The organism is Ornithinimicrobium ciconiae (assembly GCF_007197575.1).
Lineage (GTDB): Bacteria > Actinomycetota > Actinomycetes > Actinomycetales > Dermatophilaceae > Ornithinicoccus > Ornithinicoccus ciconiae.
The window spans coordinates 498254-525190 of sequence record NZ_CP041616.1 but is presented as its reverse complement, the minus strand read 5'-3'; the positions used below and the strand labels follow the sequence as shown (position 1 = coordinate 525190).

22 protein-coding genes are annotated in these 26937 nt (G+C 70.0%); 11 read left to right on the top strand and 11 right to left on the bottom strand.

Annotated elements, in window-relative coordinates:
- Positions 1–7: 7 nt before the first annotated feature.
- On the bottom strand, positions 8–1009 hold the full coding sequence (locus tag FNH13_RS02315) for an alpha-ketoacid dehydrogenase subunit beta (protein ID WP_143781966.1): 1002 nt from the start codon (positions 1007–1009) through the stop codon (positions 8–10).
- A complete protein-coding gene (gene pdhA, locus FNH13_RS02310) occupies positions 1006–2196 on the bottom strand; it encodes a pyruvate dehydrogenase (acetyl-transferring) E1 component subunit alpha (protein ID WP_407669940.1) in 1191 nt (396 codons plus the stop codon). The genes FNH13_RS02315 and pdhA overlap by 4 nt, the downstream gene beginning before the upstream one ends.
- Before the next feature lie 231 nt (positions 2197–2427).
- Between pdhA and FNH13_RS02305 the strand changes: the two genes are divergently transcribed.
- Positions 2428–3927: a gluconokinase gene (locus FNH13_RS02305; protein ID WP_143781965.1), complete on the top strand. Its 1500-nt coding sequence runs from the start codon at positions 2428–2430 to the stop codon at positions 3925–3927.
- 37 nt (positions 3928–3964) lie between these two features.
- Here FNH13_RS02305 and hisC read toward each other — a convergent pair whose 3' ends face one another.
- Positions 3965–5041 carry a histidinol-phosphate transaminase gene (gene hisC, locus FNH13_RS02300; protein WP_143781964.1) on the bottom strand — a complete coding sequence of 359 codons (1077 nt, stop codon included), beginning with the start codon at positions 5039–5041 and terminating at the stop codon, positions 3965–3967.
- Positions 5042–5144: 103 nt separating this feature from the next.
- On the opposite strand from hisC, the gene FNH13_RS02295 reads away from it, so the two are divergent.
- From FNH13_RS02295 to FNH13_RS02280, 4 genes are all read left to right on the top strand, one after another.
- A complete protein-coding gene (locus FNH13_RS02295; RefSeq protein WP_143781963.1) occupies positions 5145–5528 on the top strand; it encodes a phage holin family protein in 384 nt (127 codons plus the stop codon).
- A 3-nt stretch (positions 5529–5531) separates the two neighbouring features.
- Positions 5532–6254, top strand: coding sequence for a dienelactone hydrolase family protein (locus FNH13_RS02290; RefSeq protein WP_143781962.1), 723 nt, complete (start codon positions 5532–5534; stop codon positions 6252–6254).
- A 58-nt stretch (positions 6255–6312) separates the two neighbouring features.
- Entirely contained in the window at positions 6313–6657 is a 345-nt protein-coding gene (locus FNH13_RS02285; RefSeq protein WP_143781961.1) for a hypothetical protein, read from the top strand.
- Between the two features lie 132 nt (positions 6658–6789).
- Entirely contained in the window at positions 6790–7056 is a 267-nt protein-coding gene (locus tag FNH13_RS02280; RefSeq protein ID WP_143781960.1) for a DUF6458 family protein, read from the top strand.
- Positions 7057–7112: 56 nt separating this feature from the next.
- On the opposite strand, the gene FNH13_RS02275 is transcribed toward FNH13_RS02280, so the two are convergent.
- The 4 genes from FNH13_RS02275 to paaN all read right to left on the bottom strand — a co-directional run bounded on the left by FNH13_RS02275 (position 7113) and on the right by paaN (position 11877).
- Entirely contained in the window at positions 7113–8804 is a 1692-nt protein-coding gene (locus FNH13_RS02275; RefSeq protein ID WP_143781959.1) for a substrate-binding and VWA domain-containing protein, read from the bottom strand.
- 21 nt (positions 8805–8825) lie between these two features.
- Positions 8826–9617, bottom strand: a complete 792-nt coding sequence (locus FNH13_RS19405) for an NUDIX hydrolase (protein ID WP_228266540.1) — start codon at positions 9615–9617, stop codon at positions 8826–8828.
- A 93-nt stretch (positions 9618–9710) separates the two neighbouring features.
- On the bottom strand, positions 9711–10169 hold the full coding sequence (locus tag FNH13_RS02265; protein ID WP_143781958.1) for a DUF3817 domain-containing protein: 459 nt from the start codon (positions 10167–10169) through the stop codon (positions 9711–9713).
- Positions 10162–11877 carry a phenylacetic acid degradation protein PaaN gene (gene paaN, locus FNH13_RS02260; RefSeq protein WP_143781957.1) on the bottom strand — a complete coding sequence of 572 codons (1716 nt, stop codon included), beginning with the start codon at positions 11875–11877 and terminating at the stop codon, positions 10162–10164. Before paaN ends, FNH13_RS02265 begins: the two co-directional genes overlap by 8 nt.
- Before the next feature lie 139 nt (positions 11878–12016).
- Here paaN and FNH13_RS02255 point away from each other — a divergent pair, with 139 nt between their 5' ends.
- The gene (locus FNH13_RS02255; RefSeq protein WP_143781956.1) at positions 12017–12790 is read left to right on the top strand and encodes a nucleotidyltransferase domain-containing protein; all 774 of its coding nucleotides are present in this window, start codon (positions 12017–12019) and stop codon (positions 12788–12790) included.
- Positions 12791–12813: 23 nt separating this feature from the next.
- On the top strand, positions 12814–14016 hold the full coding sequence (locus tag FNH13_RS02250; protein ID WP_143781955.1) for a 3-hydroxyacyl-CoA dehydrogenase NAD-binding domain-containing protein: 1203 nt from the start codon (positions 12814–12816) through the stop codon (positions 14014–14016).
- Between the two features lie 75 nt (positions 14017–14091).
- Here the strand turns inward: FNH13_RS02250 and FNH13_RS02245 are convergent, their stop codons facing one another.
- Positions 14092–14508, bottom strand: coding sequence for a hypothetical protein (locus FNH13_RS02245; RefSeq protein ID WP_143781954.1), 417 nt, complete (start codon positions 14506–14508; stop codon positions 14092–14094).
- 49 nt (positions 14509–14557) lie between these two features.
- On the opposite strand from FNH13_RS02245, the gene paaI reads away from it, so the two are divergent.
- Both paaI and FNH13_RS02235 read left to right on the top strand, forming a co-directional pair.
- Positions 14558–14980: a hydroxyphenylacetyl-CoA thioesterase PaaI gene (gene paaI / locus FNH13_RS02240; protein WP_228266539.1), complete on the top strand. Its 423-nt coding sequence runs from the start codon at positions 14558–14560 to the stop codon at positions 14978–14980.
- 30 nt (positions 14981–15010) lie between these two features.
- A complete protein-coding gene (locus tag FNH13_RS02235) occupies positions 15011–17146 on the top strand; it encodes a glycosyltransferase (RefSeq protein ID WP_143781953.1) in 2136 nt (711 codons plus the stop codon).
- On the opposite strand, the gene FNH13_RS02230 is transcribed toward FNH13_RS02235, so the two are convergent.
- Together FNH13_RS02230 and wecB are read right to left on the bottom strand one after the other, a co-directional pair.
- Positions 17128–18363, bottom strand: a complete 1236-nt coding sequence (locus tag FNH13_RS02230; protein WP_228266538.1) for a glycosyltransferase family protein — start codon at positions 18361–18363, stop codon at positions 17128–17130. The genes FNH13_RS02235 and FNH13_RS02230 overlap by 19 nt on opposite strands.
- Positions 18356–19468 carry a non-hydrolyzing UDP-N-acetylglucosamine 2-epimerase gene (gene wecB, locus FNH13_RS02225; protein WP_228266537.1) on the bottom strand — a complete coding sequence of 371 codons (1113 nt, stop codon included), beginning with the start codon at positions 19466–19468 and terminating at the stop codon, positions 18356–18358. The genes FNH13_RS02230 and wecB overlap by 8 nt, the downstream gene beginning before the upstream one ends.
- 361 nt (positions 19469–19829) lie before the next feature.
- On the opposite strand from wecB, the gene FNH13_RS18920 reads away from it, so the two are divergent.
- Both FNH13_RS18920 and FNH13_RS02220 read left to right on the top strand, forming a co-directional pair.
- The gene (locus FNH13_RS18920) at positions 19830–20195 is read left to right on the top strand and encodes a hypothetical protein (RefSeq protein WP_165699982.1); all 366 of its coding nucleotides are present in this window, start codon (positions 19830–19832) and stop codon (positions 20193–20195) included.
- Between the two features lie 26 nt (positions 20196–20221).
- A complete protein-coding gene (locus tag FNH13_RS02220) occupies positions 20222–25099 on the top strand; it encodes a glycosyltransferase (RefSeq protein ID WP_165699981.1) in 4878 nt (1625 codons plus the stop codon).
- A gap of 43 nt (positions 25100–25142) precedes the next feature.
- Here FNH13_RS02220 and FNH13_RS02215 read toward each other — a convergent pair whose 3' ends face one another.
- On the bottom strand, positions 25143–26906 hold the full coding sequence (locus tag FNH13_RS02215) for a glycosyltransferase family 4 protein (RefSeq protein WP_143781951.1): 1764 nt from the start codon (positions 26904–26906) through the stop codon (positions 25143–25145).
- Positions 26907–26937 lie beyond the last annotated feature (31 nt).

Sequence of the window (26937 nt, the reverse complement as noted above, 5' to 3'; positions counted from 1 at the left end):
TCGACCCTCAGTGGGCCAAAGCCCGATCGACGGCGTCCAGGATCCGGTCGAGGTCGGGGAGGAAGACCTCCTCGTGCCGGCTGGGCGGGTAGGGGATGTTGTAGCCACCGACCCGGATGACGGGTGCCTCGAGGTGGTAGAACGCCTCGGCCTGGATCATCGCCGCCAGCTCCGCGCCCATGCCGAGGAAGGTCTGCGCCTCGTGCGCCACGACGACCCGGCCGGTCTTCTTCACCGACTCCAGGATGGTCGGGACGTCCAGCGGTGACAGCGAGCGCAGGTCGACGACCTCGATCGAGCGTCCCTCAACCTCCGCGGCCTGGGCTGCGATGAGCGCTGTCTTCACCATCGGCCCGTAGGCCAGCACGGTCACATCGGTGCCCGAGTTGCGGACCACCGCGTCGTGCAGACCGAGACGGGCGCTGTCCGTGAACTCGATCTCACCCCGCTCGTGATAGCGACGCTTCGGCTCGTAGAACACGACCGGGTCGTCACTGGCGATCGCCTGCTGGATCATCCAGTAGCCGTCCTCCGCCGTGGAGCAGGTGACCACCCGCAGGCCCGCGGTGTGCGCGAAGTAGGCCTCGTTGGACTCACTGTGGTGCTCCACGGCACCGATGCCACCGCCATAGGGGATGCGGATGACCATCGGCAGCTTCAGGTGCCCCTGCGAGCGGTAGTGCATCTTGGAGACCTGGCTGATGATCTGGTCGAAGGCCGGATAGACGAACCCGTCGAACTGGATCTCAACCACCGGACGGTAGCCACGCAGGGCCAGGCCCACCGCGGTGCCCATGATCCCCGACTCCGCCAGCGGGGTGTCGATGACCCGGTCCTCGCCGAAGTCCTTCTGCAGGCCCTCGGTGATGCGGAAGACCCCGCCGAGCTTGCCGATGTCCTCACCCAGCAGCACGACCTTGGAGTCGGCCTCCATCGCGGCCCGCATGCCGGCGTTGAGCGCCTTGGCGATCGTCATCTTCTGGGGCGCGGCCCCACTGGTGGCACTCATGAGTCCTCCTCAAAGCTCGCCTGGTAGGCCAGGAACTCCGCACGCTCGCGATCCACGAGCGGGTGCGGCTCGGCATAGACCTTCTCGAACATCTGCGAGTGCGGAGGGTTCGGCATCTCCTGGCACGCCGTGCGGATGCGCAGAGCCAGCTCGTCGGCCTCTGCGTCGAGGGCCTCGAGCCACTCCTGGTCGGCCAGTCCTTTGCTCTCCAGGTGCTTGCGCAGCCGGTCGATCGGGTCCTTCTTCTTCCAGATGTCGACCTCGGCCGCGATCCGATATTTCGTCGGGTCGTCCGAGGTGGTGTGCGCCCCCATCCGATAGGTGAACGCCTCGATCAGCGTCGGGCCACCAGCGCTGCGGGCCCGGTCCAACGCGCCCTGGGTGACGGCCAGGGAGGCGAGCACGTCGTTGCCGTCGACCCGCACGCCCGGGATGCCGAAGCCACGCGCGCGCTGGTAGGGCGGGATCGTGAACTGGCGGTCGTTGGGCTCGGAGATCGCCCAGTGGTTGTTCTGGACGAAGAAGACCACCGGCGAGTGCGCCACGGAGGCAAAGACCAGGGCCTCGTTGTAGTCACCCTGGGCCGTCCCTCCGTCACCGGTGAAGGCCATCACCGCGGTGTCCCGCTCCGGGTCCCCGGTGCCGACCATGCCGTCCTTCTGCACACCCATCGCATACCCCGACGCGTGCAGCATCTGGTTGCCGATGACGATCGTGTAGAGGTGGAAGTTGTTCTCATTGGAGTCCCACCCACCGTGGTTGACCCCACGGAACATGCCGAGCAGGTTGATCGGATCAACCCCCTTGCACCACGCCACACCGTGCTCGCGGTAGCCGGGGAAGGCGTAGTCCTGCGCTCGCATCGCGCGACCGGCACCGACCTGGGCAGCCTCCTGCCCCAGCAGCGAGGGCCACAGGCCGAGCTCACCCTGACGCTGCAGGGCGTGGCCCTCGGCGTCGACACGGCGCACCAGCACCAGGTCGCGATAGAGGCTGCGCAGCTGCTCGTCGTCGATCTGGTCGACATATTCGGCATACGGGCTGTTGACCTCGGTGAGCGCGACCCGCTGGCCGTCGGCATCGAGGAACTGGACCATGTCCGGACCGCCATCGGTGATGTCTCTGGCGGGTGGTTCGTGGGTCGCGGGCGCGGCGGTGTCCACCGGCGCGACGACGTCGTCGCTCACAGGTTCTTACTCCTTCATCGGGCTGGCGCCGAAGCACCAGCACCTGTCGCAGGGTTCTGGACCACGCTACCGCAGCGCGGGGCCACCGTTGTCCCCGTCTCCGGAACCACCATTGTCGCCGTTCGTGGGAGCCCCATTGTCCCTGACTGCGGGACGTCCCTTGTTTCGCGTGCCAGGCCGCCCCTGTCCCGCATCCGGCAGAGCCGGGTGAGCGCACGGCATACTCGGGTCATGGGACCGAGCTTCGAGATTGACCTCGACCAGGCCGAGGCCCCGCTGGTGCTCGCCGTGGATGTCGGGTCCACCGCGACCCGGGGCATGATCTATGACGCCCACGGGCGGCCGGTCGGCAAACGCGTCAAGGTGCCCCACACCTTCACCGTGGCCCCCGACGGCACCTCAGAGATCGACCCCGACCAGGTCGTCGACGAGGTCACCACGGTGATCGACAAGCTCACCGACGCGCTCGGTGAGGAGTCGGTGGCGGGGGTGGCACTGGACACCTTTGCCTCCTCGCTCGTCGTGGTCGACGCCGATGGCACGCCGCTGACCGCCTGCTACACCTACGCCGACGGGCGCTGCGGACGACAGGTCGAGCAGCTGCGGGACGAGTTGGACGAGGAGGCGCTGCAGCAGCGCACCGGCACCCGCGTGCACTCCAGCTACTGGCCGGCACGGTTGCGCTGGCTCGCAGCGGAGAAGCCCGAGGTCGTCGCGGCAGCCGCGCACTATCTGTCGCTGGGCGACTACGTCCTCCGCCGGCTGACCGGCGTGCTGGCCACCGGCACCTCGACCGCCGCGTGGACCGGGATGGTCGATCGGGACACCGCCGACTGGTATGCCGACATCGTCGCCACCGCGGGGGTCCGCGTCGATCAGCTGCCCCCGATCCACCACCTGGACCAACCACTGGAGCTGCCGACCAAGCGGGCCGCGAAGATCGCGCGGAAGTGGCCACAGCTGGCGAACGCCCAGTGGTTCGCGACGATCACCGACGGACTGGCCGCCAATGTCGGCCTGGGCGCCTATGACGAGACCTCGATCGGTGCCTCCTGCGCCACGTCCGGTGCCCTGCGGGTGCTGGTGCGCACCCTGCCCGAGAAACTCCCCGCGGGCCTGTGGTGCTATCGGGTCTCGCACGACAAGTCCCTCGTAGGAGGTGCCCTCAACGATGTCGGCCGCGCTCTCGCGTGGGCCGATGTCACGCTGCGCACCGACCAGGTCGACGAGGACGAGCTCTCCGCCGCCCTGGTGGCCGAGCCGCACGAGACCACGCCGCTGGTGCTGCCCTTCCTCAGCGGGGAGCGCAGCACCGGGTGGGCGGCCGACGCACGGGCCGTGATCACCGGGATCGGTGCCGGGTCGGCCCCGGTCGAGGTCTATCGCGGCGTGGTCGAGGGCATCGCGCTGTCCTATGCGCGGATCGCCGCACAGCTGCGCACGGTCGCTCCCCAGCCCGACAAGCTGTTCTGCGGCGGGCGGGTCACCACCGACCGGCCCGAGCTGTTGCAGGTGATGGCCGACGCGATGCGGACCTCGGTCACCCCCGTGCAGCTCAAGCGGACGACGCTGCGTGGGACCGCCCTGCTCACGCTCGACACCCTCGCGCCAGATGTCCCGCGCGCCCGACCCGACCTCGGCAAGGCGCTGGCCCCGGACACCAACCGGCGGCCCTACTACACCCAACGGTTCGGGCAGTTCGAGAAGGTCTACGAAGCGCTGTTCACCTGAGCGTGCTCGTCGGGCGACGCGTTCATCGTCCGGGACCTCAGCGGTTGCGGAACTCCCCCGCGACCTCGATGAGGCGCGTGTTGGCCTCCGTCTCGCCGATCGACACACGAACGCCCTCACCGGGGAACGGGCGGACGGTCAGACCCCGCTCCTGGCAGGCCGCGGCGAAGTCGAGAGTGTCCTCCCCCAACGGCAGCCACACGAAGTTTGCCTCGGTGTCGGGGACCGGCCACCCCTGCTCGCGCAGCACCGTGAGCACCCGCTCCCGCTCGTCGACGAGAGCTTTCACGCGGACTTCCAGCTCGTCATACGCCTCCAGGCTGGCCACCGCGGCCCGCTCCGCCAGGTCGCTCACCCCAAAGGGCGTGGCCGCCTTGCGCAGGGCTGTGGCCACCTCCTCCCGGGCGATGGCATAGCCGACCCGCAGACCAGCCAGCCCGTAGGCCTTGGAGAAGGTGCGCAGGACCGCGACGTTGGGGAACTCGCGGTAGATCGCCAGCGCGTCCGGGGCGTCGGCGGCGGTGTTGAACTCCAGGTAGGCCTCGTCGACGACGACCAGCACGTCGTGGGGCACGGACTCGAGGAACTGCCGCAGCGCCGCATCGGTGACGTGGGGGCCCGTGGGGTTGTTGGGGGTGCAGACCAGGATGAGGCGGGTCCGGTCGGTGACCGCGGCGGCCATCGCAGGCAGGTCGTGCGCGGCGTCCGCGTCGAGCGGCACCTGGACGGAGGTCGCGCCGGCGAGGGCCACGACGATGGGATAGGCCTCAAACGAGCGCCACGCATAGATGACCTCGTCACCGGGCTCACAGGTGATGTTGATCAGCTGGGCCAGGACGCCGACGCTGCCGGTGCCGGTGGCGATGTGCGTCGTCGGCACCTCAAAGCGCTCGGCGAGGGCGCTGGTGAGCCGGGTGACGGCCATATCCGGATAGCGGTTCATGCTCTCCGCGGCCTCGGCGACGACCGCCAGGACGGAGGGCAGGGGAGGGTTCGGGTTCTCGTTCGAGGAGATCTTGTATGCCGTCACGCCCTCCACCGGGGCGGCCGGCTTGCCCGGCTTGTAGGCGGGGACGCCCTCGAGCGTCTTGCGGAGGCGGACAGCATCGTTCATGCGACCGAGGGTAGACGCTCACCCACTGGGCCGACGATTGCCACCCTGGGCATAGTGGAGGACGTTCGACCAGGATGACGGTGGCAGGTGCAACGATAGGGTCATGAACTTCCTGATCAAGGTCGCCGTCAACGGCGTCGCACTGTGGATCGCCTCGCTGCTGTTTGATGGGATCGTCTTCGAGGACACCTCAAACACCACGGCCAAGGTCCTCACGGTCCTCGCCGTCGGCCTGATCTTCGGCGTCCTCAACAGCATCATCAAGCCCATCCTGTTTGTGCTGTCCCTGCCGATCATGCTGCTGACCCTGGGACTGTTCACCTTCATCCTCAACGCCTTCATGCTGTGGCTGACCGGGACCGTTGCCGGGTGGGTCAACCTCGGGTTCGAGGTGACTGAGTTCTGGTGGGACGCCATCTGGGGCGCGCTGATCATCACGATCGTCTCGATGATCCTCAACGCCATCCTGCCCGACGGCAGGGACTGAGCCATGGCACCCGAAGCAACCGCGGTCTCGGTCCCGACGGCCGACGGGGCCATGCCGAGCCTGCTGTGGGTCCCGGACGTCCCGGACGACTCCGGTGGCAGTGCCCTCGTGGTCTTCCAGGAGATCTTCGGGGTCAGCGACTACATCCGCGACAGATGTGCTGACCTGGCCGACCTGGGCTATGTCGTGCTGGCACCCGAGCTCTACTGGCGCCTGCCCGTGCAGCGGGTCGATGAGGACGCCGAGGACGTGTTGGAGCAGGGCATGGCGCTGATCTCCCAGCTGGACTGGGACACTGCCGTGCGTGACGGGGCGTCAGCCCTGCAGCACACCGCGAGCCTGCCGCACGTGGACCGGGTGGGAGCGCTCGGGTTCTGCCTCGGTGGGGGTCTGGCCTATGCCGCCACCGCAGCCGCACCAGCGACTCCGGCCGCACTCGTGAGCTACTACGGATCAGCCCTGCCCCAGCTCGTGGACGCTGGGATCGAGGTCGACGTCCCGAGCCTGCACCACTTCGGCACGGCTGACGCCTACATCCCGCTGGAGACCGTCGAGGCGATCCGCGCGTGGGCCACGCGAGGAGACAACCACGTCGAGTTCGAGCTCTATGAGGGTGCCGGTCACGCCTTTGACAACCCGAACCCGTTGTTCCATCACCCTGAGGCCGCAGCGTCCGCCTGGGAGTCCACCGTGTCCTTCCTCACCCGGCAGATGCCTGTCGAGTGAGGTTCGCCGGGGGGCCCGAGGGTGCACGTGAGGTGCCGCCCGGGGGTGGCTTGGTCTCGTGAGCCTGTGGCTTGAGCTGCTCCTCGCGGGGGCCGTGGCGCTGGTGCTGGTGGGTGCCGTCGGTGCCTTCTGGCTGCTCACCGACTGGCTCCGGAGGAGGCGCCGGGCTAGGTCCGTGTCGTCGGCCCCGCGGTCGTCTACCGCGCGCGGGGTCTCCACCGCAGTCCCGGGCGAGGAAGAGTGGCCCGTGAACGAGACGCACGCTGCTCCTCCCGTCGTGCGGGGCGGCCTCGACTATCGCGACCACCCTGGCCCGGTCGTGGAGCGGCGCGGGCCGGACGTGACGGAGCGCCGTTATCGCGACGCGATCGACCGCACGAGCGGTGAGAACCCCCGCACCTGAGCCGCCTGAGGACTGCTGCCTCTCCTGCCTGGGCTGCTCGCTCCTGGTCCCGTCGGGACGAGCATCTTGTCGTCACCCCGGTCATAATGGGGCGGAAGGTTCATCCCCCGCAGGACTGATGAAGGAGTGTGCATGGGTATCGGACTTGGCATCATGCTGTTGGTCGTCGGAGCCATCCTGACGTTCACCGGCCTCGATGAGAGCTATCTCGACACCAGCCTGGACACGGTCGGTTGGATCCTCATGGGTGGTGGCGCGCTCGCCCTCATCATGGGCGTCATCCAGAACGCACAGCGCACCCGCCACACCGTGGTCGAGGAGCGCCGTGGCGGACCCGACGTGATCGAGCGCCGTGGCGGACCCGACGTGATCGAGCGCCGCGACGACCCTCGCGTCTGACGCTCCGGAGCCGCGCCGAGGCTCAGGCCCTGGCCCTGTCCTCTGGGGGCAGGGCCTTAGCCGTGGCGGGCCGCGATCGCCTGGATGAAGACCTGGCCGATGTCACGCGGGTCCTCCGCGATGTAGGACTGCCCACCAGCAGCGGTGGCGACCCGGTCCAACGCCGCAGAGTCGACGTCGGGGCCCATGCCGATGAGGATGAGCCGGACCTCGCGTGCCGGGTCGGCAGCCTCATCAAGGGCGGCGATCAGTTCCTCCTCGGACAGGCCACCGGTGGAGTCGTCGTTCACGCCGTCGGTGAGCAGCACGATGGAGCTCACGAAACCCTCTTCCCACTCCTGCTGCATGTGCAGATAGGCAGCCAGGATCGTGTCGTGCAGGCCGGTGTCGCCGGTGGTGAAGTCCTCATCGAGAGTGCCAGAGGCCTCCTCCAGCAACTCACGCTGCGTGGTGCCGTCGACGTCCTGGGACAGCACCCGCACCGGCAGCATCTCCACCCAGTCCTCGCCACCCTCGCCCCGGCTGGTCGAGAAGGCCCACAGGCCCACCGCACTGTCATCCGGGAAGAGAGCCAGCCCACGTTGGGCTGCCTGGCTGGTGATCGCGATGCGGCTGGACTCACCCACCTGCTCGTCCATCGAGCCGGAGACGTCGATCACGGCAAGGAGACGAGAGGGCGGGTTCAGCGCCCCCCACGTCTCGTTGAGCGCCGCGAGTGCCTCCTGGTCCACCGGTGTGGCATCCGCGTCTCCGGCAGAGAAGCCGCCCGCCTCAAACGCTGCGACCGTCTCCGGCGCCAAGAGCGCCTCCTGCAGTTCGGTGACCCCCGGGGCGTCCGCGCCACCGGGCAGCACGACATACGGGTAGGAGAGGGAGCCTGCACCACCGCGCGGGCTAAGACCGGCCAGTTGCGTGTCGGTCCCCTCGGAGGCAGCGACCTGTCCTGCCGTGGCAGGGACGAAGATCGGCAGGCCCTGACCCACCGCCGCCAACGGGTCCGCGGCGGAGTTCTGCGCGAGGTTAACCATCAGGTTCTGGGTGAGCACCCGCGCGGCGTCAGAGTCACCCAGGCCACCCTGGGCCGCCAACAGGATCGCGGAGGTGGGCGGGTCGGTCTGTGGGTTGCCCACGACGAGCGGGAGCTCGGCGGTGACCAGATCGGCCCAGGTGGGCTCCTCGGCGAGACCGGTCGTGGCCTCGTCGAAGACGGGCTGTGCCGCAGCCAGCACCACGGGGGAGGTCGCCACGACGGGTCCGTTCTCGACGCCGACCCCGGCCTCGGCCAGGACGGCGACGAAGGCCGGCGAGTTGGGGATCCATACCTGTGCCTCGGGCGCCGCTCCCGTGGAAAAGGCCGTGGCGACCTCCAGCGGGGGCTGCGCGGTCACGGTGTAGCTGATGCAGGGGTCCACGCCCTGGGCGATCTCGGTGAGTACCGGGGCGATGTCTGGCGCGGCCAGCACGGTGACCTCGTGAGTGGCCTCACACGTCACGGGCGGGGGCCCCTCGGTGCTCACCGCACCGTCTGAGGTGCTGGATGCGTCGTCCCCCGTGGCGTCACCCCCATCGTTGCCGTCAGCGATAGGGCCATCGCCGTCCTCTGTCGAGGTGCCGGCAGTGTCCTCAGTCCCGTCACCGCCAACCGCCTGCACGATGCCGTAGATCGCGAGCGCGGCAACTGCCAGCGCCAAGAGAATCGCCAGAGGGCGCTTCAGGGACGTCTGCTCTTCACTGCGGTGGCGTGGCACAAGACTGCATGGTAGAGGAGTTCACCCCTCGATCAGTAGACCGTCTTCCAGCACGAGCGGTGCAGACCGATCACCGGCCCCCAGGATCGTGCTGAGGTGCCGCACCGCGTAGGGGGCCAGGTGAGTCGCCAGCTCGCCCGGTTCGACCCAGTGCACGGCGGCCAGCTCCGAGTGGTCCAGCCGCGCCCGCTCCACCACATCGGGAGACTCTCCGAGGTCAAAGACGAAGTGCACTGCATCGTCCCACTGCCGGTAGGGCGGCATCCAGTTCACGGCCAGCAGGCGTCCGGGCCGCAGGTCCAGTCCCAGCTCCTCCCCCACCTCCCGCTGCAGCGCCCTGCGCGGCGACTCGTGAGGGTCGACGACGCCACCAGGCAAGTCCCAGTCGGACTTGTAGGTCAGCTCGCAGAGCAGCACGCGCCCACGACCATCCCGCACCAGCCCCTGGCTGATCACCCGGGTGCGGGGCAGGGTGGCATTGAGCATGGACAGGAAGGACGCCCGGGTGCCGGGCTGCGGGTCGTCGGCCAGGCGGGCCAGGCGGGTGACGTCGACAACCTCACCGGCGGGCGACAGCTGTCGTGCCCGCGAGGTGCCCTCGGGCCGCAGTCCCGCACGCTGCAGGGCGACCCTGGTGTCCCGCTGCCCGACCGGGACCTCCGCCTCCACACGCCGGGCGCCCTCCGCGAAGGCGCGGTCCAGCAGCGGGATCAGGTCTGTCTCGACGAGGACGTCACCAGGGGGCCAGGTGAGCTCCAGCACGCCCGGCGCGACCTCGGCCAACGAGGGGCCAGCGGGCGGTGAAGAGGTCACCGTGCCACCCTAACGGCCGGTCAGCCGCTGGTGCGGTGCGGGACCGCTGGTGCGGTGTGGACCACTGGTGCGGTGCGGGAGGTCGGGCGTGGGCTACTGCTGGCGCAGCGGCGCAGGCTCCCGGTCCGCCAGGTGCCCCTCGCGCAGGGCCCACCGCTCGAAGAACCACGTCGCGAACGGGGGCACCGCGGAGACCAGCGCGAGCAGGGTGACCTGCGGGCGCCACTGGAAAACACTCGCTGTCGCCAGGGTGACGACGCAGTAGATGATGAACACGGTGCCGTGGATCGGCCCGAAGATCTGGACGCCGAGATCGCTCGTCTTGGCGACCCACTTGAAGTACATGCCGACCAGCAGGGCCGCCCAGGAGATCGCCTCCGCGACCGCCACGGTGCGGAAGATCTTGCGGGTCACGCCCGTGTCCCGCGCCCAGTAGGTGAGGGCCGAGTCACGGTTGCGTGAGCGCCAGTCTGTGGAGGACCGTGCTCGCTTGCGCTGCGCGAGCTCCTCGGCGGCGCGGGTCGCGCGGTCCGTCGCCGGCGGCTCAGACATGGCGCCGGCTCGTGATGATGCGGAACCGGTTGGCGACAAAGGCGGCGTCGCTGTAGGCCGCGTTGGCGGCCGGGTTGGCGCCGGTGCCGTGGAAGTCACTGAAGGCGGCTGTCTGGTTGACGAAGATCTGCCCGGTGAGGTTCTCCGACAGGGCGACTCCGGCATCCGCCGCGGCCTCCCGGGCGTCCTCGAGCACCTCCTCGTCGGTGGAGTAGACCGAGGCGGTCATCGCCCCATGCTCCTGCACCGTGCTGCGCAGCAGATCCAGCGAGGCGTCGGTGCTCTCCGTGCGGATCAGGAAGGCGACCGGCCCGAAGCACTCCTGGGAGTATGCCGGCAGGTTGGCGGCGTCGACCCCGATCAGGGCGGGGACGACGACCACGGCGTCGGGATAGCTGGGGTGGGTGATCGGACGGGCATCCAGGATCACCTCGCCACCGAGGCGCTGGGCCAGGCCGGGCACGTCGGTGGCCCGCTCGCGCACGTCGGGGTTGACCGTGGCACCGAGGATCTCCACGGCGCGGGCGTCGTCGGCGTTGAAGGCGCTGATCGCTCCGGCGAGCTTCTCGCCGAACTGCTCATAGGTCAGCTCGCCCTCGTCGGTGCTGATGCCGTCCGCGGGGACGTAGACGTTCTGCGGGGCGGTGCACATCTGACCGGAGTAGAGCGAGAAGGAGAACGCCAGGTTGCCCAGCACACCCTTGAGGTTGTCGGTAGAGTCGACCACGACGGTGTTGAGGCCGGCCTTCTCGGTGTAGACCAGCTTGCCCTCCGCGGCAGCCTCACGCTCCAGCCAGCCGCCGAAACCGGGGCCACCGGTGTAGTCGATGATCCGCACCGCAGGGTGCAGGGCGAGGATCTTGGCCAGGCCGTCCCGTCCCTCCACCGGCTCGCCCTCTGCCGCCAACTGCACGAGGGCCTTGTCAAAACCGGCCTTGGCCAGCACGTCGCGAGCGATGGAGACGGTGATCGCCAGCGGCAACACCGCCTGCGGGTGCGGCTTGACGATGACCGGGTTTCCGGTGGCGAGCGAGGCGAACAGGCCCGGGTAGGCGTTCCAGGTGGGGAAGGTGTTGCAACCGATCACCAGGGCCAGTCCCCGCGGGACCACCCGGTAGTCCTTCTGCATCCGGATCGGGTCACCCTTGGTCGGCTTCTCCCAGGTGACCGAGGCGGGGACCCGCTCCTGCTCGACGAGCGCTGCGGTGACCGCCTCCAGTGCCCGGTCCTGCGCGTGCGGACCGCCGGCCTGGAAGGACATCACGAAGGGCTGGCCGGAGGTGTGCATCACGGCGTTGGCGATCTCGTGGCTGCGCGCGTTGATCTGCTCGATGATCTCGACGCAGACGGCGGCCCGGATCCGGGCACCGGCGTCGCGCCAGGCCGGCATGGCGGCCCGAGCAGCCTCGACCCCGGCCTCGATGTCCAGCTCGGGATAGCGCACCCCGAGCGCGGGCCCATAGGGCGAGACCTCGCTGCCCACCTCGGTGCCGGTGCTCGGCTGGTCCGACAGCGGGGAGTATGCCGAGTTGCGGCTCTGCTCGAACGCCGAGCGTCCGTCCTGGGCCGCGTTCTCGCCATACACCCGTGGTGAGGGCGACTCGGGGTAGCGGCTGTAGTACTCGCGGGTGGCCAAGGCGTTGCTGGCCGTGTCGAGCACCTCACCGTGGGATTCGAGCAGGGCTGCGCCGGGGGCTGTCTCAGTCACCCAGCCAGACTAACCGCCCGACCAGACCCGACCCACACTGAGCGCCGCCCGCTCACCCGGTCGACGCACTGACGTGAGCGGCTCACCGAGGTCGGTCTGCAGGGATGCCACCGGGACTCAGGATCGGCCACACTGGACCATGGCCGAGGACCGACTCATCGCGCGCGCCCGCGCGTTTCTGCGCCAGGAGTTTCCCGGCGCGGAGGCCGCCTTCCTGGGCGGCAGCGCCGCCACCGGTGCGGCAACCCCAGGGTCCGACCTGGACGTGCTCGTCGTCCTGCCCGAGCACTGGAGCCCGGTCGCCTTCGTGGAGACCTCCCGCTTTGACGGCCAGCTGGTTGAGGCCTTTGTCTACGGCCCGGCCTCGCTGCGGGTCTGGCTCGAGAAGGGGCGAGCCGCCCACCGACCGGTCCTCGACCGGTTGGTCGCCGAGGGGATCCCCCTGACGGACAACGGACTCACCCATGAGCTGGCTGCACAGTCGGTGGCCGTGCTCGCCGCCGGACCGTCCGCACCAGACTCGGAGGAGGTGCACCGGCGGCTCTACAGCCTGTCGTCCGCCGTCGACGACCTGGCGGATCGCGGCTCGCAGGCCGCCCGCGCGGCACCTCGGCCCAGCGCGCCCTTGGACCCCGCGGAGACCGCGGTCCTGGCCTGGACCGTGTGGCGCGAGGCTGCGGAGCTGGCGCTGGTCGCGGACCGGCAGTGGCTGGGGACCGGCAAGTGGCTGGTGCGCGAGCTGCGCCGCCACGGCGACCGCTACGGTCTGCTCTCCTGGGCCGACGCGTCACTGGCCGCGGCAGCCGCCCCCGACACGGACGTGCTGGTGCAGCAGGCCCAGGCCGTCCTCGACGCCGCCGGCGGTTATCTGCAGGAGGGCCACCTGCGGGGTCACCGGCCACCCGATCTCTGAGCGGTCCTCCGCGAGATGACACGATGAGGCGCATGCCACTCACCGAGGGACTGACCGCCGTAGCCGTCATCGGCGCGGGAGCCATGGGAGCCGGGATCGCGCAGGTCGCCGCGCAGGCAGGCCACGAGGTGCACCTCGTGGACGCCGCAGAAGGAGCCGCCGCCACAGCTCGCGACACCCTGGGCAAGACCCTTGACCGCCTGGTCGGGAAGGGGAAGCTGACCGCAGAGGAGAGCGCCGGCATACTCGACCGGATCATCATCGGACCCGCCGCCGACGGCGCACTCAAGGAGCTGCCACCGGTCGGTCTGGCGATCGAGGCCGTCGTGGAGAACCTGGGGGTCAAGCACGAGATCTTCGCGACGCTGGACGAGCACCAGGACGAGTCGACCGTGCTGGCGACCAACACCTCGAGCCTGGACGTCGGGGCGATCGCCGGCGGGCTGGGCACCCCCGAGCGGGTCATCGGGCTGCACTTCTTCAACCCGCCCCCGCTCATGAAGCTGGTCGAGGTGGTCCGCACCACCCAGAGCTCGGGCGAGATCCTCGACGACGCGATGGAGCTGATGCGTCGCTGGGGCAAGACGCCGGTGCTGTGCACGTCGACGCCCGGCTTCATCGTCAACCGCGTGGCCCGCCCGTTCTATGGCGAGGCGCAGCGCATGCTCGAGGCCGAAGTGGCCGACGCCGCGACGCTGGACCTCGCGCTGCGCGAGCACGGCGGCTTCCGCATGGGCCCGTTCGAGCTGACGGACCTGATCGGCCAGGACGTCAACTTTGCCGTCGGCAACAGCGTGTGGCACCAGACCGACCGCGACCCCCGCTATGAGCCGGTGAACCTGCATCGTCACCTGGTTGAGCAGGGGCGGCTCGGGCGCAAGACCGGTCGTGGCTGGTTCACCTATGACGACAGCGGCCAGGCCGTGGACGCAGACCCCGACCCCGCGCGGGTGGCCGAGCTGGTCGGCGGTCCCATCGAGACCGACCCCGTGGCCCGGACCATCGCCATGCTGGTCAACGAGGGGGTGGACCTGGTGCGGCGTGGAGAGGCGAGCGCCGAGGACGTGGACACGGCCATGAAGCTGGGCACGAACTATCCCAAGGGCCCGCACGAGTGGCTCGCCGAGATCGGTGCCGCCACGATCGTCGGGCAGCTGGAGGCGCTGGACGCTGCCTTCCCCGGCGGGCGTTACCGGGCGAGTTCCGCGCTGCAGGAGCAGATCTGAGGGTGCTGAAGGGACGCAGATCTGCCTCGGTGCCCACGGCGCAGCCCCGGACCGGGCTCGTAGGCCGGGGCTGACTCAGCGCCGGAATCCGTCGGCGTCGACGCCGAACGGTCGGCCACCGCGGATCATCAGCAGCAGGCCGCCACCGCCGAAAAAGATCAGCCCGATCACCCCGACGGCGACGCTCAGCTGCCACGGCCCACGGTCGAGAGCGTTGTGGTCGCGCCAGGCGACCAGGCCCAGGGCAGCACATCCCACCCCCATCAGCATGGTGACGGCACCCATCAGCCGGGCATACACCACCCGGGAGAGCCGACCGCCCTGGAGTTGGAGGAGACCGACCGCCAAGCAGGCGCCGAAGAACAGGATCGCGGCCACGGCCACGGGACGGGCCTGCGGTTGGAAGAACCACAGGAAGACACCGAGCGCGACGAAGATCACCCCGACCACGGACATCATGATGACTGTGCCCCGATCCGTGCTTCCCACCATGCCTCGATCCTCACACGCTCCACCACTCCGGCCCGTCTAGGGTGAGGGCGTGGACCTGACGCACGTGCGGACGATGTGGGCGCAGGACCGTGCCTCGGCAGCGCTCGGCATCGAGTGTCGTGGGGTCACGCACACGGACGGCCTCGGCGCCGCGACCGCGTCGATGACCGTCACGGAGACGATGGTCAACGGGCACGACATCTGCCACGGCGGCCTGATCTTCACGTTGGCTGACTCGGCCTTCGCGCTGGCCTGCAATGCCGGTGGGGCACCCACCGTCGCAGCGACGTGCGACATCTCCTTCATCGCCGCCGCTCGCCTCGGGGACACGCTCCTGGCCACGGCAGCCGAGCGCATTACCTACGGACGCAACGGGGTCACCGACGTCACGGTCACCCGGGAGTCCGACCACGTCGTGGTGGCCGAGTTCCGCGGTCGGTCCCGCTCGATCCCACCCAGCGCGCAGGCTTAGCGCCGCAGCGGATCTGGCTACACTCTCGTCGTGGCAGCACCCGACAAGGCACCGTCCCTGAGTCCGCCGCCGGTGGACGGCGAGGTGCTGTCCACGAGCCGGCCGCAACGCCTGGTCGCCCTGGCCCACGATGCCGCGGAGTTCACCCGGGTCCGGGGACAGCTGCAGGGCCTGACGATGGCCGGGCACACGATCACCCTCGTGTGGCTGACCGGTGAGCCGGCCCGCGAACTGGAGTTCCTGGCCCTGCGCCGTCGGGTCCGTCCCGGCCTGCTCCGCTCCCCCAAGGCACTGCGGCAGGTGGTGTCGACTCCTCGCCGGCACTGGCGCGGTGACCGGACCCGGTTGGCGGACGCGATCCGGCTGGACCCCGCGACCCTCAAGGTGGTGGCGGCCGCGGACGGGGTGATGGCCTTCGGAGAGCGCGCCAAGGGGGCGGTGAAGGATGTCGTCGAGGGTCGCAGCGTCCGGGTGCCACACAAGGAGCTGCGTGGCTGGGCCGGGTTGGCCAGAGTCTGGGACGAGTTCGCCTCCGTCGCGCAGGCCGACGGGCTGTCCCCGGACTTCGCGCACGAGCTTGCCGAGCGGACAGCGATCCTCAAGGAGCCCGCGCCGGATGCTGTCCAGTGGATGCTCAACGACTTCCTCACCGAGCTCACCCGCTCCGGTCATCATGAGCAGGCCCTGGCCCTGCTGCCCCTGATCCGGACCGAGGACGAAGACCCGGTGGAGGTGGCGCGACGCCGGGCGCTGCTGGCTTACACCCGCACCTCGGAGTCAGGGCGCGAGGACCCTGACCTGCGGGCCAGCGTGGCCGAGCTGCTCACGGCGACCGACACCGTCCTGGCTGCCGGCGATGTGGAGCGGGCCGCCGCGCTCACCACGGTCGCTCTCGGGCTGTTGTTCCACGTCGAGCTCCACGCCGACAAGCTCTCGACCCCGCTCATCGAGGAGCCGGAGACCTTTCTGCGGGACTGGCAGGCCTCCGAGATTGCCCGGACGCTCGCGCGGCCGGTACCCCGGACACCACCACCGGAGCAGAACCAGCCGGAGCAGGAGCACGGACACGAGCCGGATCACACCCGGGTGATCGTGCTCCGCGGCTCCTATCCACAGTTCTCGGCGCAGCTGATCGACGCTCTGGAGCGGCGACCCGACGTGGACGTCACGGTGCACTCGTGGGGCCGGCGGGGCACGACCGTCAAGGGTCTGGGGGTGCGCCCCGAACCGATCGAGGAGCGTCTCCGACAGGCCGTCGGAGAGGAGCCCCTCGACGGGGAGCTGGCCACGACCTTCGGTGGTGCCGATGCGATCTTCATCGACTGGGCGGACCGGGGAGCGCTGGTCGCGCTGATGCATGTCCCGGCCGGCGTGCACGTCACCCTGCGCATCCACAGCATGGATGCCCTGTCACCGTGGCTCCACCTCATCGACTGGTCGAGGGTCGATGACCTCGTCTTCGTCAGTGACCACCTGCGCGACACGGTCCAGCGGCTGCTCGGTGAGCGCCTGGCCGGCACCCGGCTGCATGTCCTGCCCAACACTCTCGACGCCTCCCGCATCCCGGAGGGCAAGTCGGAGGGTCACCGACGTCGCCTGCTCATGATCGGCTGGGCCCAGCCGGTGAAGGACCCGGCGTGGGCACTGGACGTGCTGGGCCGGCTGCGCGCGCACGACCCGCAGTGGCGCCTCACCCTGGTCGGACCCGACTTCTCGCCGGGGACGGTGACCTCAGGCCTCGCCTACATGGCGGACTTCCGCGAGCGCCTCACAGCGGAGGATGTCTGCGGTGGGGTCGACTTCGTGGGCCACACCCGGGACATCACCCCGCACCTGGCAGCAGCGGGTTTCGTCGTGAGCTCCAGCAGGCGTGAGTCCTTCGGGCTGGGCCTGGTGGAGGGGGCGGCCTCCGGCGCCGTGCCGGTGGTGCGGAACTGGCCGATCTTCGCCAGCCTGGACGGTGCCCGTCGGCTGTTTCCTGCAGCGTGGGTCGTGGACACCGTGGACGAGGCTGTCGAGCGGATCCTGGCACACGCCGAGGAGGAGTCGTGGTCGGCCGGGTCGGCCAGGACCAGGGCAGCGGTAGCCCAACGGTTCGTGGATGGCGAGCCGGCTGTCGCCCTCAGCCGGATCGTGCTGGGTGAGGCTCAGGACAGCGCGATCTGACCCAGCACCTGCACGGCGGCCGTGGTGTGCCGCACGGGCGAGCGATAGTCCAGCGGCTGGGCGGAGAGCGGGCTGCCGGGCTCGACGATCCCCCAGACGGGAGGCCCACTCCCCCGATAGTCGCTCCACTTGGAGGGCAGGAAGGGGTTGGCGGGAAACAGGCCAGTCGTGATCGCGTCGTTGATGAGCAGGGCGTCCATCCGTCTGCTCAGGGCCAGGAAGTCGAGATAGCTCACGAACGGGCGCGTCTTCACCGACTCGGCACCCTCCATGTGCAGGGCCTTCAGGGCCGAGGCGATCGCGTCCGGCTTGGACGTGTAGACGTCGATCTGCAGGCGCCGTCGCACATCAGCGGGGAGAGCAGTCAGGGCGGCGACCACGGCCGTCATCGAGCGGTTGGCGTAGAAGTTGCCGAAGTAACCGATGTGGCGCACCTGCGGGTCGAGGTCGACCTCGGGCTGAGTGAGCTCATAGAACTCCGGCGGCAGGGTCGGATGGGGGCTGACGACCGACCGTTCGCGAGCCCTCGCAGCTAGTGCCTCATCAGGGATCCGGCTCAGCATGAGTTCGCGCTGGTTCTCATTGGTGAAGATCAGTTCGTCGGCGAGCGCATAAGGCAGGTGCTCCACCCAGGTGAACAGGTTGTCGCCCGGTGGCTCGAAACCCGCGGCACGCGTCGCGGCTCTGAGCTCGTCGAGCAGCGGTCCCTCACCGGCCGGGGAGTGCCGTTCCTTGGCGTCGACATAGACCGACAGGGGGTCGGAGAACTCCGCGGTCCAGCGCACCTGTGGCCACAACGTCTTGAGTCGTGCGGCCAGGACGTGACTGGGCACCCAGTGCGCCCGACTGTAGATCCGCTCATAGGTCGAACCACCCGCCTCCCACGCCAGCGCCTGCTCGAGCCCGACCTCGACGAAGGTGTTCACGCCCTTCCACGAGGAGAACAGGGTGGGAGTGCGCAGCACCGCGCGCCGACGCACCAGGTCACCGGCGATCTTGTCGAGCGCAGGGTCGCTGTCCCGCTGCGATGACATCTCGTTCTGGATGACGTCGACGGGGCGTCCGGCCTCGCGCACCCGTTTAGCGGCCACCACGCCTGCAGTGTCTGCATAGGGCGCGAAGGCATACGCCACAACGAGGTCCCTGGCAGAGCCGGACCCGGTGGCGTCGTCGCGGACGTTGCTCACGTGGGGTGCCGGGGCCGGCAACTCAGTCATGCGAGGTCGACAGCCCAAGGTGAGCAGCGAGCACGGCTGCGATCCGCGGTCCGGCGTGGCCGTCCCACAGCGGAGGCACCGGCCAGGTCTCCTGACGACCCGCCGCGAGCACGTCCGCTATCGCACCCGGCAGGGTGTCCCGCTGCACCAGCTGGTTGGTGCCGTGGGTGATCGTCACGGGACGCTCGGTGTTGGGTCGCAGCGTCAGGCACGGCACGCCCATCACGGTGGTCTCCTCCTGGACACCACCGGAGTCGGTGACGACGGCCGCCGCCCCCTTGACCAGACCCAGGAACTCGACATAGCCGAGCGGGTCGATCACCGACAGGTTGTCGTGGTCCATGAACCCGGCTTCCTCGAGACGGCCGCGTCCCCGGGGGTGCAACGGGATGACGACCTTCACCTGGTCAGCCACGGCGTGCATGGCCCGGACCAGCTCTGCCACGTCGGCGGGGTCATCGACGTTGCCGGGTCGGTGCAGGGTCGCCACGGCATACGGCTGGGTGGTGTCGAGGCCCACCGAGGCGGCCACACCCTCGGTGTCCAGGCTCTCTAAGTGCCGCAGCAGGGTGTCGATCATCGGGTTGCCCACAAAGTGGATGGAGTCGGCCGGTGCGCCCTCGTGACCCAGGTGTGCGATGGCGTCGACGCTGGTCACCAGCAACAGGTCAGAGATCCGGTCGGTCAGCAGCCGGTTGATCTCCTCGGGCATCCTCCGGTCGAAGGAGCGCAGGCCGGCCTCGACGTGCGCGATGGGGATCCCCATCTTCACGGCGACCACCGCAGCCGCGACGGTGGAGTTCACGTCGCCATAGACCACGACCAGGTCGGGGCGGCGGTCGGCAAACAACTCCTCCAGTCCCACCATGATGGCCGCGGTCTGCGCGCCATGCGCCCCGGAGCCGACTCCCAGGTTCACGTCCGGCTCGGGCAGCCCGAGCTGGCGGAAGAAGACCTCGCTCATCTTCTCGTCATAGTGCTGGCCGGTGTGCACGAGCAGCTGGGTCACCGGATAGTCCCCGAGGGCCGCGATCACCGGGGCTGCCTTGGGGAAGTTGGGACGAGCACCGGTGATGTGCACCACCAGGGGTTGCGAGTCGGACACGGGGGATCCCTTCCTGGCGGACGATGGCGTGGCCATCATGCTGTCACAGCGCGAGGTTGCTGGCGCGCAGGTGGCCACGCCCCGGAGCATGTTCCCTGTGGAAGGGGTTCGCCCTGTGGAGCGAGGCGCGCGTCCTGTGGAGCGAGGCGCGCGTCCTGTGGAGCGAGGCGCGCGATTCTCCAGGAGTTGGCGCAAGCACCGCCTCACGACCGCCCCCTCCGCGTGCCCGTGTTGGCCATCGCCGAGGTGGCGGCACGCGGGTGCTGCGCGCCGGAGCACGCCGGCGACCGTGGCATGCTTGGTCGGCACCTCGGCTCGGGCTGGGGAACCGGCACATCACGACGAGGAAGGGTGACCGCTCATGGCTGACACGAGCCGCTCCGTGCCATGGATCCTGCGCCGGATCCCGACCAAGATGCTGCTCGCCGGGCTCGGTCTGGTCGGCGCGCTGACGATCATGGCAGCGGTGCTGATGTGGTGGCAGGTCGTCGTTGTCGGACTGGTCCTGCTCAACCTTGGCACCGTCGCGGCGGTGCTCGGGCCCTGGTCACGCCGGGGCGAGCAGTCCAAGAAGACGATCGCCAGGGTGAGCCAGGAGATCCAGGACCTAGAGCGTCGGGTCGATGCCCTCGGCTCCCGTCTGGTCGCCAGCACCGAGCGCACCCGCGTGGAGTTGCTCGATGCCCTGGCCGAGCAGACCGACCGGGCGGCGGACCGGCCCTCCTGATGGGTGGCGACAACACTGCGGGCCCGATGCACACGGATCACCCTCAGAGCTCGACGCAGCCTCCTGAGCGCGCGCCTGACACCTCGGTGGACCTCGACCTGGTCGCCCGACTCGCGGACGGGCTGACCCCGGAGTCCGTCAGCGCCTACACGAACTTCGCGATCCGCACCCGCAGCCCCCTGGCGACCCGGGTCCTGTCCGCAGCGGGCGAAGATGCTGCGCTGGCCCGGTTCACCAGCCTTTCCGGTGCACCTGACGCGCACGCTGCCGGACTGGAGCAGCTGGAGCGGGTCATCGCGCGGGAGGGAGTGGCCGCGCAGGCCCCCGAGATCGCCACCCTCTATGCCCAGCTGCTGGTGCGCACAGGCCGGGACGAGGAGCTCGAGACCCTGGTGCGTGACCCTGCGGTCCCGCTCAACGATCTGGACCGGTGGTCCCTGCGCACGGACCTGCTCAATCCGCACCGCGTCGGCTCCGGCCGTGCCGCCCTGGCCGAGCAGCTGGGCCCCGAGGAGCTTGACGCTGCAGAAGGTCGCTGGCTGGCGGCCTTCAACGAGATCCATGAGGCTGACGGGCTGGAGCCGGTGAGCCTGCGCGCCCCCCAGCCGGGAGCCAACCCCTACCAGCGGCTCAGCAGCCCCCTCGCCACCGACACAGCCTCCCCGGGGACGTCAACGGTCGACGGGGAGCTGGTGACGGTGGTGATGTCCGCCTTCCGCCCCGACGAGGATCTGCTGCTCGCGGTCCGAGGAGTGCTCGAGCAGACGTGGAGCAACCTCGAGCTGCTCATCGTCGACGACGCCTCACCGGCCGCCTTCGAGCCGTTGTTGGAAGAGGCGGCCGGCCTCGATCAGCGCGTGCGGGTGGTCCGCGCCCCACGCAATGGGGGGACCTATGAGGCGCGCAACCTGGCTCTGCAGCTGGCCCAGGGTCGGTGGATGACGTTCCAGGACAGTGACGACTGGACGCACCCGCGGCGGGTGGAGCTGCAGGTGCGTCACCTGCTGGAGAACCCGACGGTCCTGGCCAACCGGACCTGGACTTTGCGGGCCTACCAGGACCTGACGCTGACCTATGTCGGATATCCCGCTGCTCGGCTCAATGCCAGCTCCCTGCTCTTCGACCGGCTCCCCGTGACCACCCTGGTCGGCAACTTCGACTCGGTGCGCAAGTCCGGGGACATGGAGCTGCCGTTCCGGTTGCGGGCCCTGCGCAAGGGCAGCGTGCGAGATCTGCGGCACCCCTCTCCCCTCGCGATCACCCAGCTGCGCTCGAACTCGCTGTCCCGCGCAGACGCGATCCCGGGATGGTTGCGGTGGGACCGGCTGGCCTACCGCGACAGCTATATGGAGTGGCATGACCAGGTCAGCTCGCGTCGACACCGCGCGGAGCTGCCCGCAGACGGGCGGCCCTTTCCGCTCCCCCGCCGTTCATGGGCCCCGGAGCGCTCCCCGGACCCGGAGACGCCTCGCTGGCAGGTCGTCGTGCTCGGAGACCTGCGCAACGGCCAGCCCCGCGCCCCACGGACCCTCGGGGTGGCCCGAGCCGCCTCCGACGCTGGACTGTCTGTCGCCGTCGCCCAGGCGGAGTCGCCCGCTCCCCTGGCCACCAAACGCGAGGCGCTGAGCCGCTCACTCTCCCGCGACGTGCGTCTGGGCACCATCGGCCTGACCGACCTCCACGAGAGCGACCACGCCCAGCTGTTGGTGGTGACCGAGCCCGCCGCCCTGCTGCACTCCGACGAAGCCGGCCTGCAGGTGCGGGAGATCCTCGTGGTGGCCGATGAGGCCGAGCCCACCGGCTGGACGGTCCAGGCCGTCGACCAGCGCTGCGAGGAACTGTTCGGCAGGCTCCCCCGCTGGGGCGGTCCGGCGGTGCTGCACCAGGGAGCGGAGCCCTCCGCCGTGCGCACTGCCGTGCCGGACGACCGCTGGCTGCCTGCGGACCTGGCGCTGGTCACCGGCGCCACGTGGCCACAGGTGCCCCAGGCCTCTCGAGTCCGTGAGGATCACGTGGACCACCAGGGGCGGGACGGGGCGGCCAGCCCCGTCGGCCAGCCGCAGCACACCCGGCGACCCCTAGTGATCGGGCACCACCTACGCGACTACGTGGCCCGCTGGCCGCGAGGCCCCAAGACCCTGCGGCACGCCTATCCCGAGCACGCGTGGCGGCAGACGCCAGGCGAGATGCCTCGTGGTGTCGAGGAGCCACCGGCAGACCCTGCGACCGGCACGCCCCGCCGCAGGACACGGGGCGCCGGCCGGCAGGTGGGCAACACCACGGGGGACGCCGGCGCGCTGCGCAACACCACGGGGGACCCCGGCGAGGTGCGCGACGACGCGGTGCACGACGGCGAGGTACACGACGTCGAGGTGCGCGACGTCGAGGTGCATGCCCTGGGCGGCCTGACCACCCCGACCCAGGTCCTGGGTCGCGATCTGCCACCGCCTTCCTGGTGCTCGTTCCAGGGCACCGGCATGAACGTGCGTGAGTTCCTCTCCCATCTGGACGTGTGGGTCTATCACGGGCGGTGGGACCTGCATGCCGAGATCGCGGCTCTCGAGGCGCTGGCGGCTGGGTTGCCCTGCGTGCTCCCGGCGGAGGCTGCTGTCAGCAGGCTGCAGGGACGGGTGCGCTGCGTGGACCCGTGGTTGACGGCACACACCCTGGCCGAGATGCAGGCCGAGGGCGACCTCGACAGCACACCGGTCCACGGCCACTCGGCACGCCACAGGCAGGACGCCTGGGCCGCCGCCCTGACTAGCCTGCTGCCCGCCGCCACGTCCACCCGCGAGACCGGATCGGCGATCGACCCCGACGCTCTCAAGACGGGATCAGCGTCCGACCCCGAGTCATCCGAGGTCGAGTCTTCCGACCGCGAGTCTTCCGAGGTCGAGTCTTCCGACCGCGAGTCTCTCGGCCCGGACGCTCCCGCCCTGCTCCTCCGCACCGCAGCGAGGGCGGCCTCCAGGGCCGGTGACGACGCCCGCGCCTGCGACCTGGTCTCTGCCCTGCTGGACCGGGACGAGGCGCGCTTCGACGACGTCATCAGGTTGTCCCGGGCGGCCCGTCGCCAGCAGCAGGACAGCGTCCTGGACCGGGCCCAGCGCGCGCTGCTGGCTCGCACGCCCCACAGCCGTGGCCAGGTGCGACGGGCCGTCACGGCGCTCGGGGGCCTCAGCCCGGCCCACCTGGAGGCCCTGCACAACTGGCGCTCCCGCCTCGCGGCACAGACTCCGCGCCTGGACCTGTCGGACGTCGACGCCCTGCTGCTGGACGTGCGGGTGACGCAGGCCCTGGACTCGGGTCTGGACGAGGCGGTGGTGGCGCCGCTGCTGCAGCTCCCCGGCGGCCCGCGGAGCCTGGTGCGCCGGATGACCCGGGAGCGTCGGTTCGACGACCTGGAGGCCGAGCTCGGCCGGTGGGACCAGGAGCACCTCGACCAGGTCCCCACGATGGCCTGGCACTGGCTGGCCCGCCACGCCACCACCCACGGCTGGACCAGCCTCGCGGCCCTGGCCGCCGCCCGGGAGGACGGCGATTCCCCCACGGCGAGCACCGTGCAGCTGGTCGCCGAGGCGGAGGACGAACGCGCCCTCCTGGCCACTCCCTGGGAGCCCCCGCCCCCCGCACCCGCCGCGGACCCGGCACAGTTGAGCTCACGCTCGATCGTGTCGGTCCTGGGCCAGTCCCTGCCGATCCGGTCCGGGGGTTACGCGACCCGCTCGCACGGCATACTCACCTCCCTGGCCGAGCGGGGCTGGGACGTGAATGCGGTCACCAGGCTGGGCTTCCCGTTCGATCTGTGGTGGTCGGCGGGCGACCAGCGCGAGCCGGCGCGGGTCGACCTGGTGGACTCCATCCCCTATCACCGGCTGCTCACCGAGGGCGTGCGGGACTATCCGCGCATCCCCCTGCCCCCCTATGTCTCGCGCGGGGCCGAGGGGATCGCTGCCCTGGCGCGCGAGCACCGAGCCAGTCTGATCCACGCTTCCAGCCTGTATGACGTGGGGATGGCCGGGTTGACCGCCGCGCGTGAGGTGGGGGTCCCGTTCGTCTATGAGATGCGTGGTCTCAAGCAGCTCCTGGAAGAGGCGAGGTTCCCGCTGTTCTCCGGCTCGCCCCGGCGGCGCTATCTCGACCTGCTCGAGAGCACCGTCGCCCGCGAGGCCGATGCCCTGCTGGTGATCACCAAGGCGCTGGGCCGGCAGATGGTGCGGATGGGCGTGGACCCGGACCGGATCACGGTCGTGCCCAACGGGGTGGACGTCTCACGGTTCACCCCCCGCGAGCGCGACGAGGAGCTGGCTCAGCAGCTCGGGCTGTCCGGCCGGACGATCATCGGCTATCTCGGCGGGCTGGTGCACTATGAGGGACTTGACCTGCTCTTCGAGGCCATCCAGATGATGCGCGGGCGACGCGACGACTTCCATGTCCTGGTCGTCGGCGACGGCGCCTATGAGCGCAAGCTGCACATGATCGTGGACGAGCTGGGTGTCGGCGACCTGATCACCTTCACCGGACGGGTGCCGCACGAGGAGGTCGAGGGCTATCTAAGCCTGGTCGACATCACGCCCTTCCCCCGCAAGCCGCTGCCGGTCTGCGAGATGATCTCACCGATCAAGCCCTTCGAGTCGATGGCGATGCGCAAGGCGGTCATCGCCTCCGATGTGGCCGCGCTGACCGAGATCGTGCAGGACGGGGTCACCGGGAGGCTCTTCGCCAAGGGTGACGCCAGCGACCTGGCCCGGGTGCTCGAGGAACTGCTCGACGACCCCCAGGAGCGGGTCCGACTCGGCGAAGCAGCCCGCGACTGGGTTGTCGCAGAACGGGACTGGGGTCGGATCACCGATGCCGTCGACGGTGTCTATCGACAGTTGCTCGGAGGAAACGCCACCGGCTGACACCCGTCAGTTGCTCGACCAGGACGCCACCGGCTGACATCCGTCAGTCGCGGGCACCCAGGATCTCGTCGTAGATCCGGGCGTAGCGCTCGTCGTTGTGCGCCCAGGTGCGGTGGCTCAGCACCCACTCCTGGGCCCGCGCGGCGAGCTGCTCGCGTCGCTGCGGGTCGCCGGCGAGCCGTTCGAGCACGTCGGCCAGGGACGTGGCATCACCCGTCACGAAGGTCTCGCCCCGGTCACCATCACCGGTGATCTCCTGCAGCGCTGGCAGGTCAGAGACGACCAGCGGGATCTCCAGCGCCATCGCCTCATAGGGCTTCAGCGGCGTGACCAGGCGCGCCGCCCGCTCGTTGATCCGCGGGATCACGAAGACATCGAGCTGGGCGTAGTAGGCCCCCACCATGTCGTGCGGGATGCGCCCGGTGAACAGCACCGCGTCCCCGGCCTCGGAGTCCTTGGCGTGCTGCTCGAGGAACTCCCGCCGGGCTCCGTCACCGACGATCAGCGCGGTCGCCGGGACCCCGCGGCGGCGCAGCTCGAGCGCGGCGTCGATCAACAGCTCCTGCCCCTCCCGGTAGTGGTCCAGGTTGGAGACGTAGCCGAAGACGAAGCGGTCGGTCAGTCCGAGCTCAACCGCGAGGTCGGCGTCGCGCTCGCGGGGGACGAAGGCCGCCGGGTCCATCCCGTTGGGGACCACGTGCACGTGGTCCGGGTCGACCCCCCGCGCCACGATGTCGTCCTTCATAGACTCGCTGAGGGTGACCACCGAGTCCGCCTCACGCTGACACCACGTCTCGGCCTCACGGCGACGGTGATAGAGCTCGGACTGCTCGGCCCAGGCCGTGTCCTTGGTCCAGAGCGCCTCGAAGAAGCCCCGCACCTCGTAGACGACAGGCAGGCCAAGAGCCTTTCCGACGGCCAACGCCACCAGGGCAGCCTCGGTGCCCCGGTTGCCGGAGTGCACATGGATCAGGTCCGGTGCCTCGGCGGCCACGACCGGAGCCAGCGCCGTGGCATAGGCGCGTAGGTACTCGTCCCACGGCTCGTGCTCCGGGATGGCCTCCCGGAACAGGTGGCGGTAACGCACACCGCCGACCTCGTCCTCCTGTGGGGCGTCCTCGACACCGATATTGCGGGGGAAGTCCAGGGCGGTGACCGCGACAGGGTTCAGGCCGGCGCGGGCCTGTCCGGTCAGCGTGTACATGCTCCGCATCGAGTAGCCACTCTGCCGTTGCGGCATGCCGATCTTGAGCAGGTGCAGGATCTTGCCGGTGCGCCCGTGGTCGGCCGTGCGTGGCGGCAGCCCGGCGAGCACCTCGGGGTCAATGGCCGGCAGCAGTCCGGGTGCCGACTCGTTCCAGCGCCCCTGCTGGATCTTGAGCTGGCGGATGAGCAACTTGTTGTTAGGGCTGAGCTCGATGCGCCGACGCAGCACGGCCATGTGCAGACTGATGGCACCGCCCTTGGCTGCGCTCTGCTGGATCTGCCGGATCAGCGAGGTGTCGGGGGCCTCCTGTGTCGCGATCCGCTCAAACTCCTGCTGCGCCAGGGCGAGGGCCTCCTCATGGCGTCCCTCGTCGGTGAGGGCGGCGAGTCGGGCGGCCGTCAGCTGGTCCTCGGTCGGCTCGGCGGGCCTCTGCACCGCGGGGGCAGCCTCGGCGGCCGGCTTGGGCTCGGCGGCCGGCTTGGGCTCTGACGCTGGCATGGGTGCGGCGGGCTGACTGGCGGAGGGCTTGGGCACGGTCTGGCCGACGACGCGGCCGAGTCGACGGCGCAGCCTCCTGGCCCATTGCGACAGATCTGACACGGGCCGACCCTACCGCCGGAAGCTGCCGGTG

Bases quoted from the DNA above. Each gene is read 5' to 3' on its own strand.
- FNH13_RS02255 (WP_143781956.1), top strand. From the start codon at position 12,017: ATGGCCGAGGACCGACTCATCGCGCGCGCCCGCGCGTTTCTGCGCCAG.
- FNH13_RS02245 (WP_143781954.1), bottom strand. From the start codon at position 14,508: ATGGTGGGAAGCACGGATCGGGGCACAGTCATCATGATGTCCGTGGTC.
- FNH13_RS02305 (WP_143781965.1), top strand. From the start codon at position 2,428: ATGGGACCGAGCTTCGAGATTGACCTCGACCAGGCCGAGGCCCCGCTG.
- FNH13_RS02315 (WP_143781966.1), bottom strand. From the start codon at position 1,009: ATGAGTGCCACCAGTGGGGCCGCGCCCCAGAAGATGACGATCGCCAAG.
- FNH13_RS02250 (WP_143781955.1), top strand. From the start codon at position 12,814: ATGAGGCGCATGCCACTCACCGAGGGACTGACCGCCGTAGCCGTCATC.
- FNH13_RS02220 (WP_165699981.1), top strand. From the start codon at position 20,222: ATGCACACGGATCACCCTCAGAGCTCGACGCAGCCTCCTGAGCGCGCG.
- FNH13_RS18920 (WP_165699982.1), top strand. From the start codon at position 19,830: ATGGCTGACACGAGCCGCTCCGTGCCATGGATCCTGCGCCGGATCCCG.
- FNH13_RS02290 (WP_143781962.1), top strand. From the start codon at position 5,532: ATGGCACCCGAAGCAACCGCGGTCTCGGTCCCGACGGCCGACGGGGCC.
- FNH13_RS02265 (WP_143781958.1), bottom strand. From the start codon at position 10,169: ATGTCTGAGCCGCCGGCGACGGACCGCGCGACCCGCGCCGCCGAGGAG.
- FNH13_RS02280 (WP_143781960.1), top strand. From the start codon at position 6,790: ATGGGTATCGGACTTGGCATCATGCTGTTGGTCGTCGGAGCCATCCTG.
- hisC (WP_143781964.1), bottom strand. From the start codon at position 5,041: ATGAACGATGCTGTCCGCCTCCGCAAGACGCTCGAGGGCGTCCCCGCC.
- FNH13_RS02230 (WP_228266538.1), bottom strand. From the start codon at position 18,363: ATGACTGAGTTGCCGGCCCCGGCACCCCACGTGAGCAACGTCCGCGAC.
- FNH13_RS02295 (WP_143781963.1), top strand. From the start codon at position 5,145: ATGAACTTCCTGATCAAGGTCGCCGTCAACGGCGTCGCACTGTGGATC.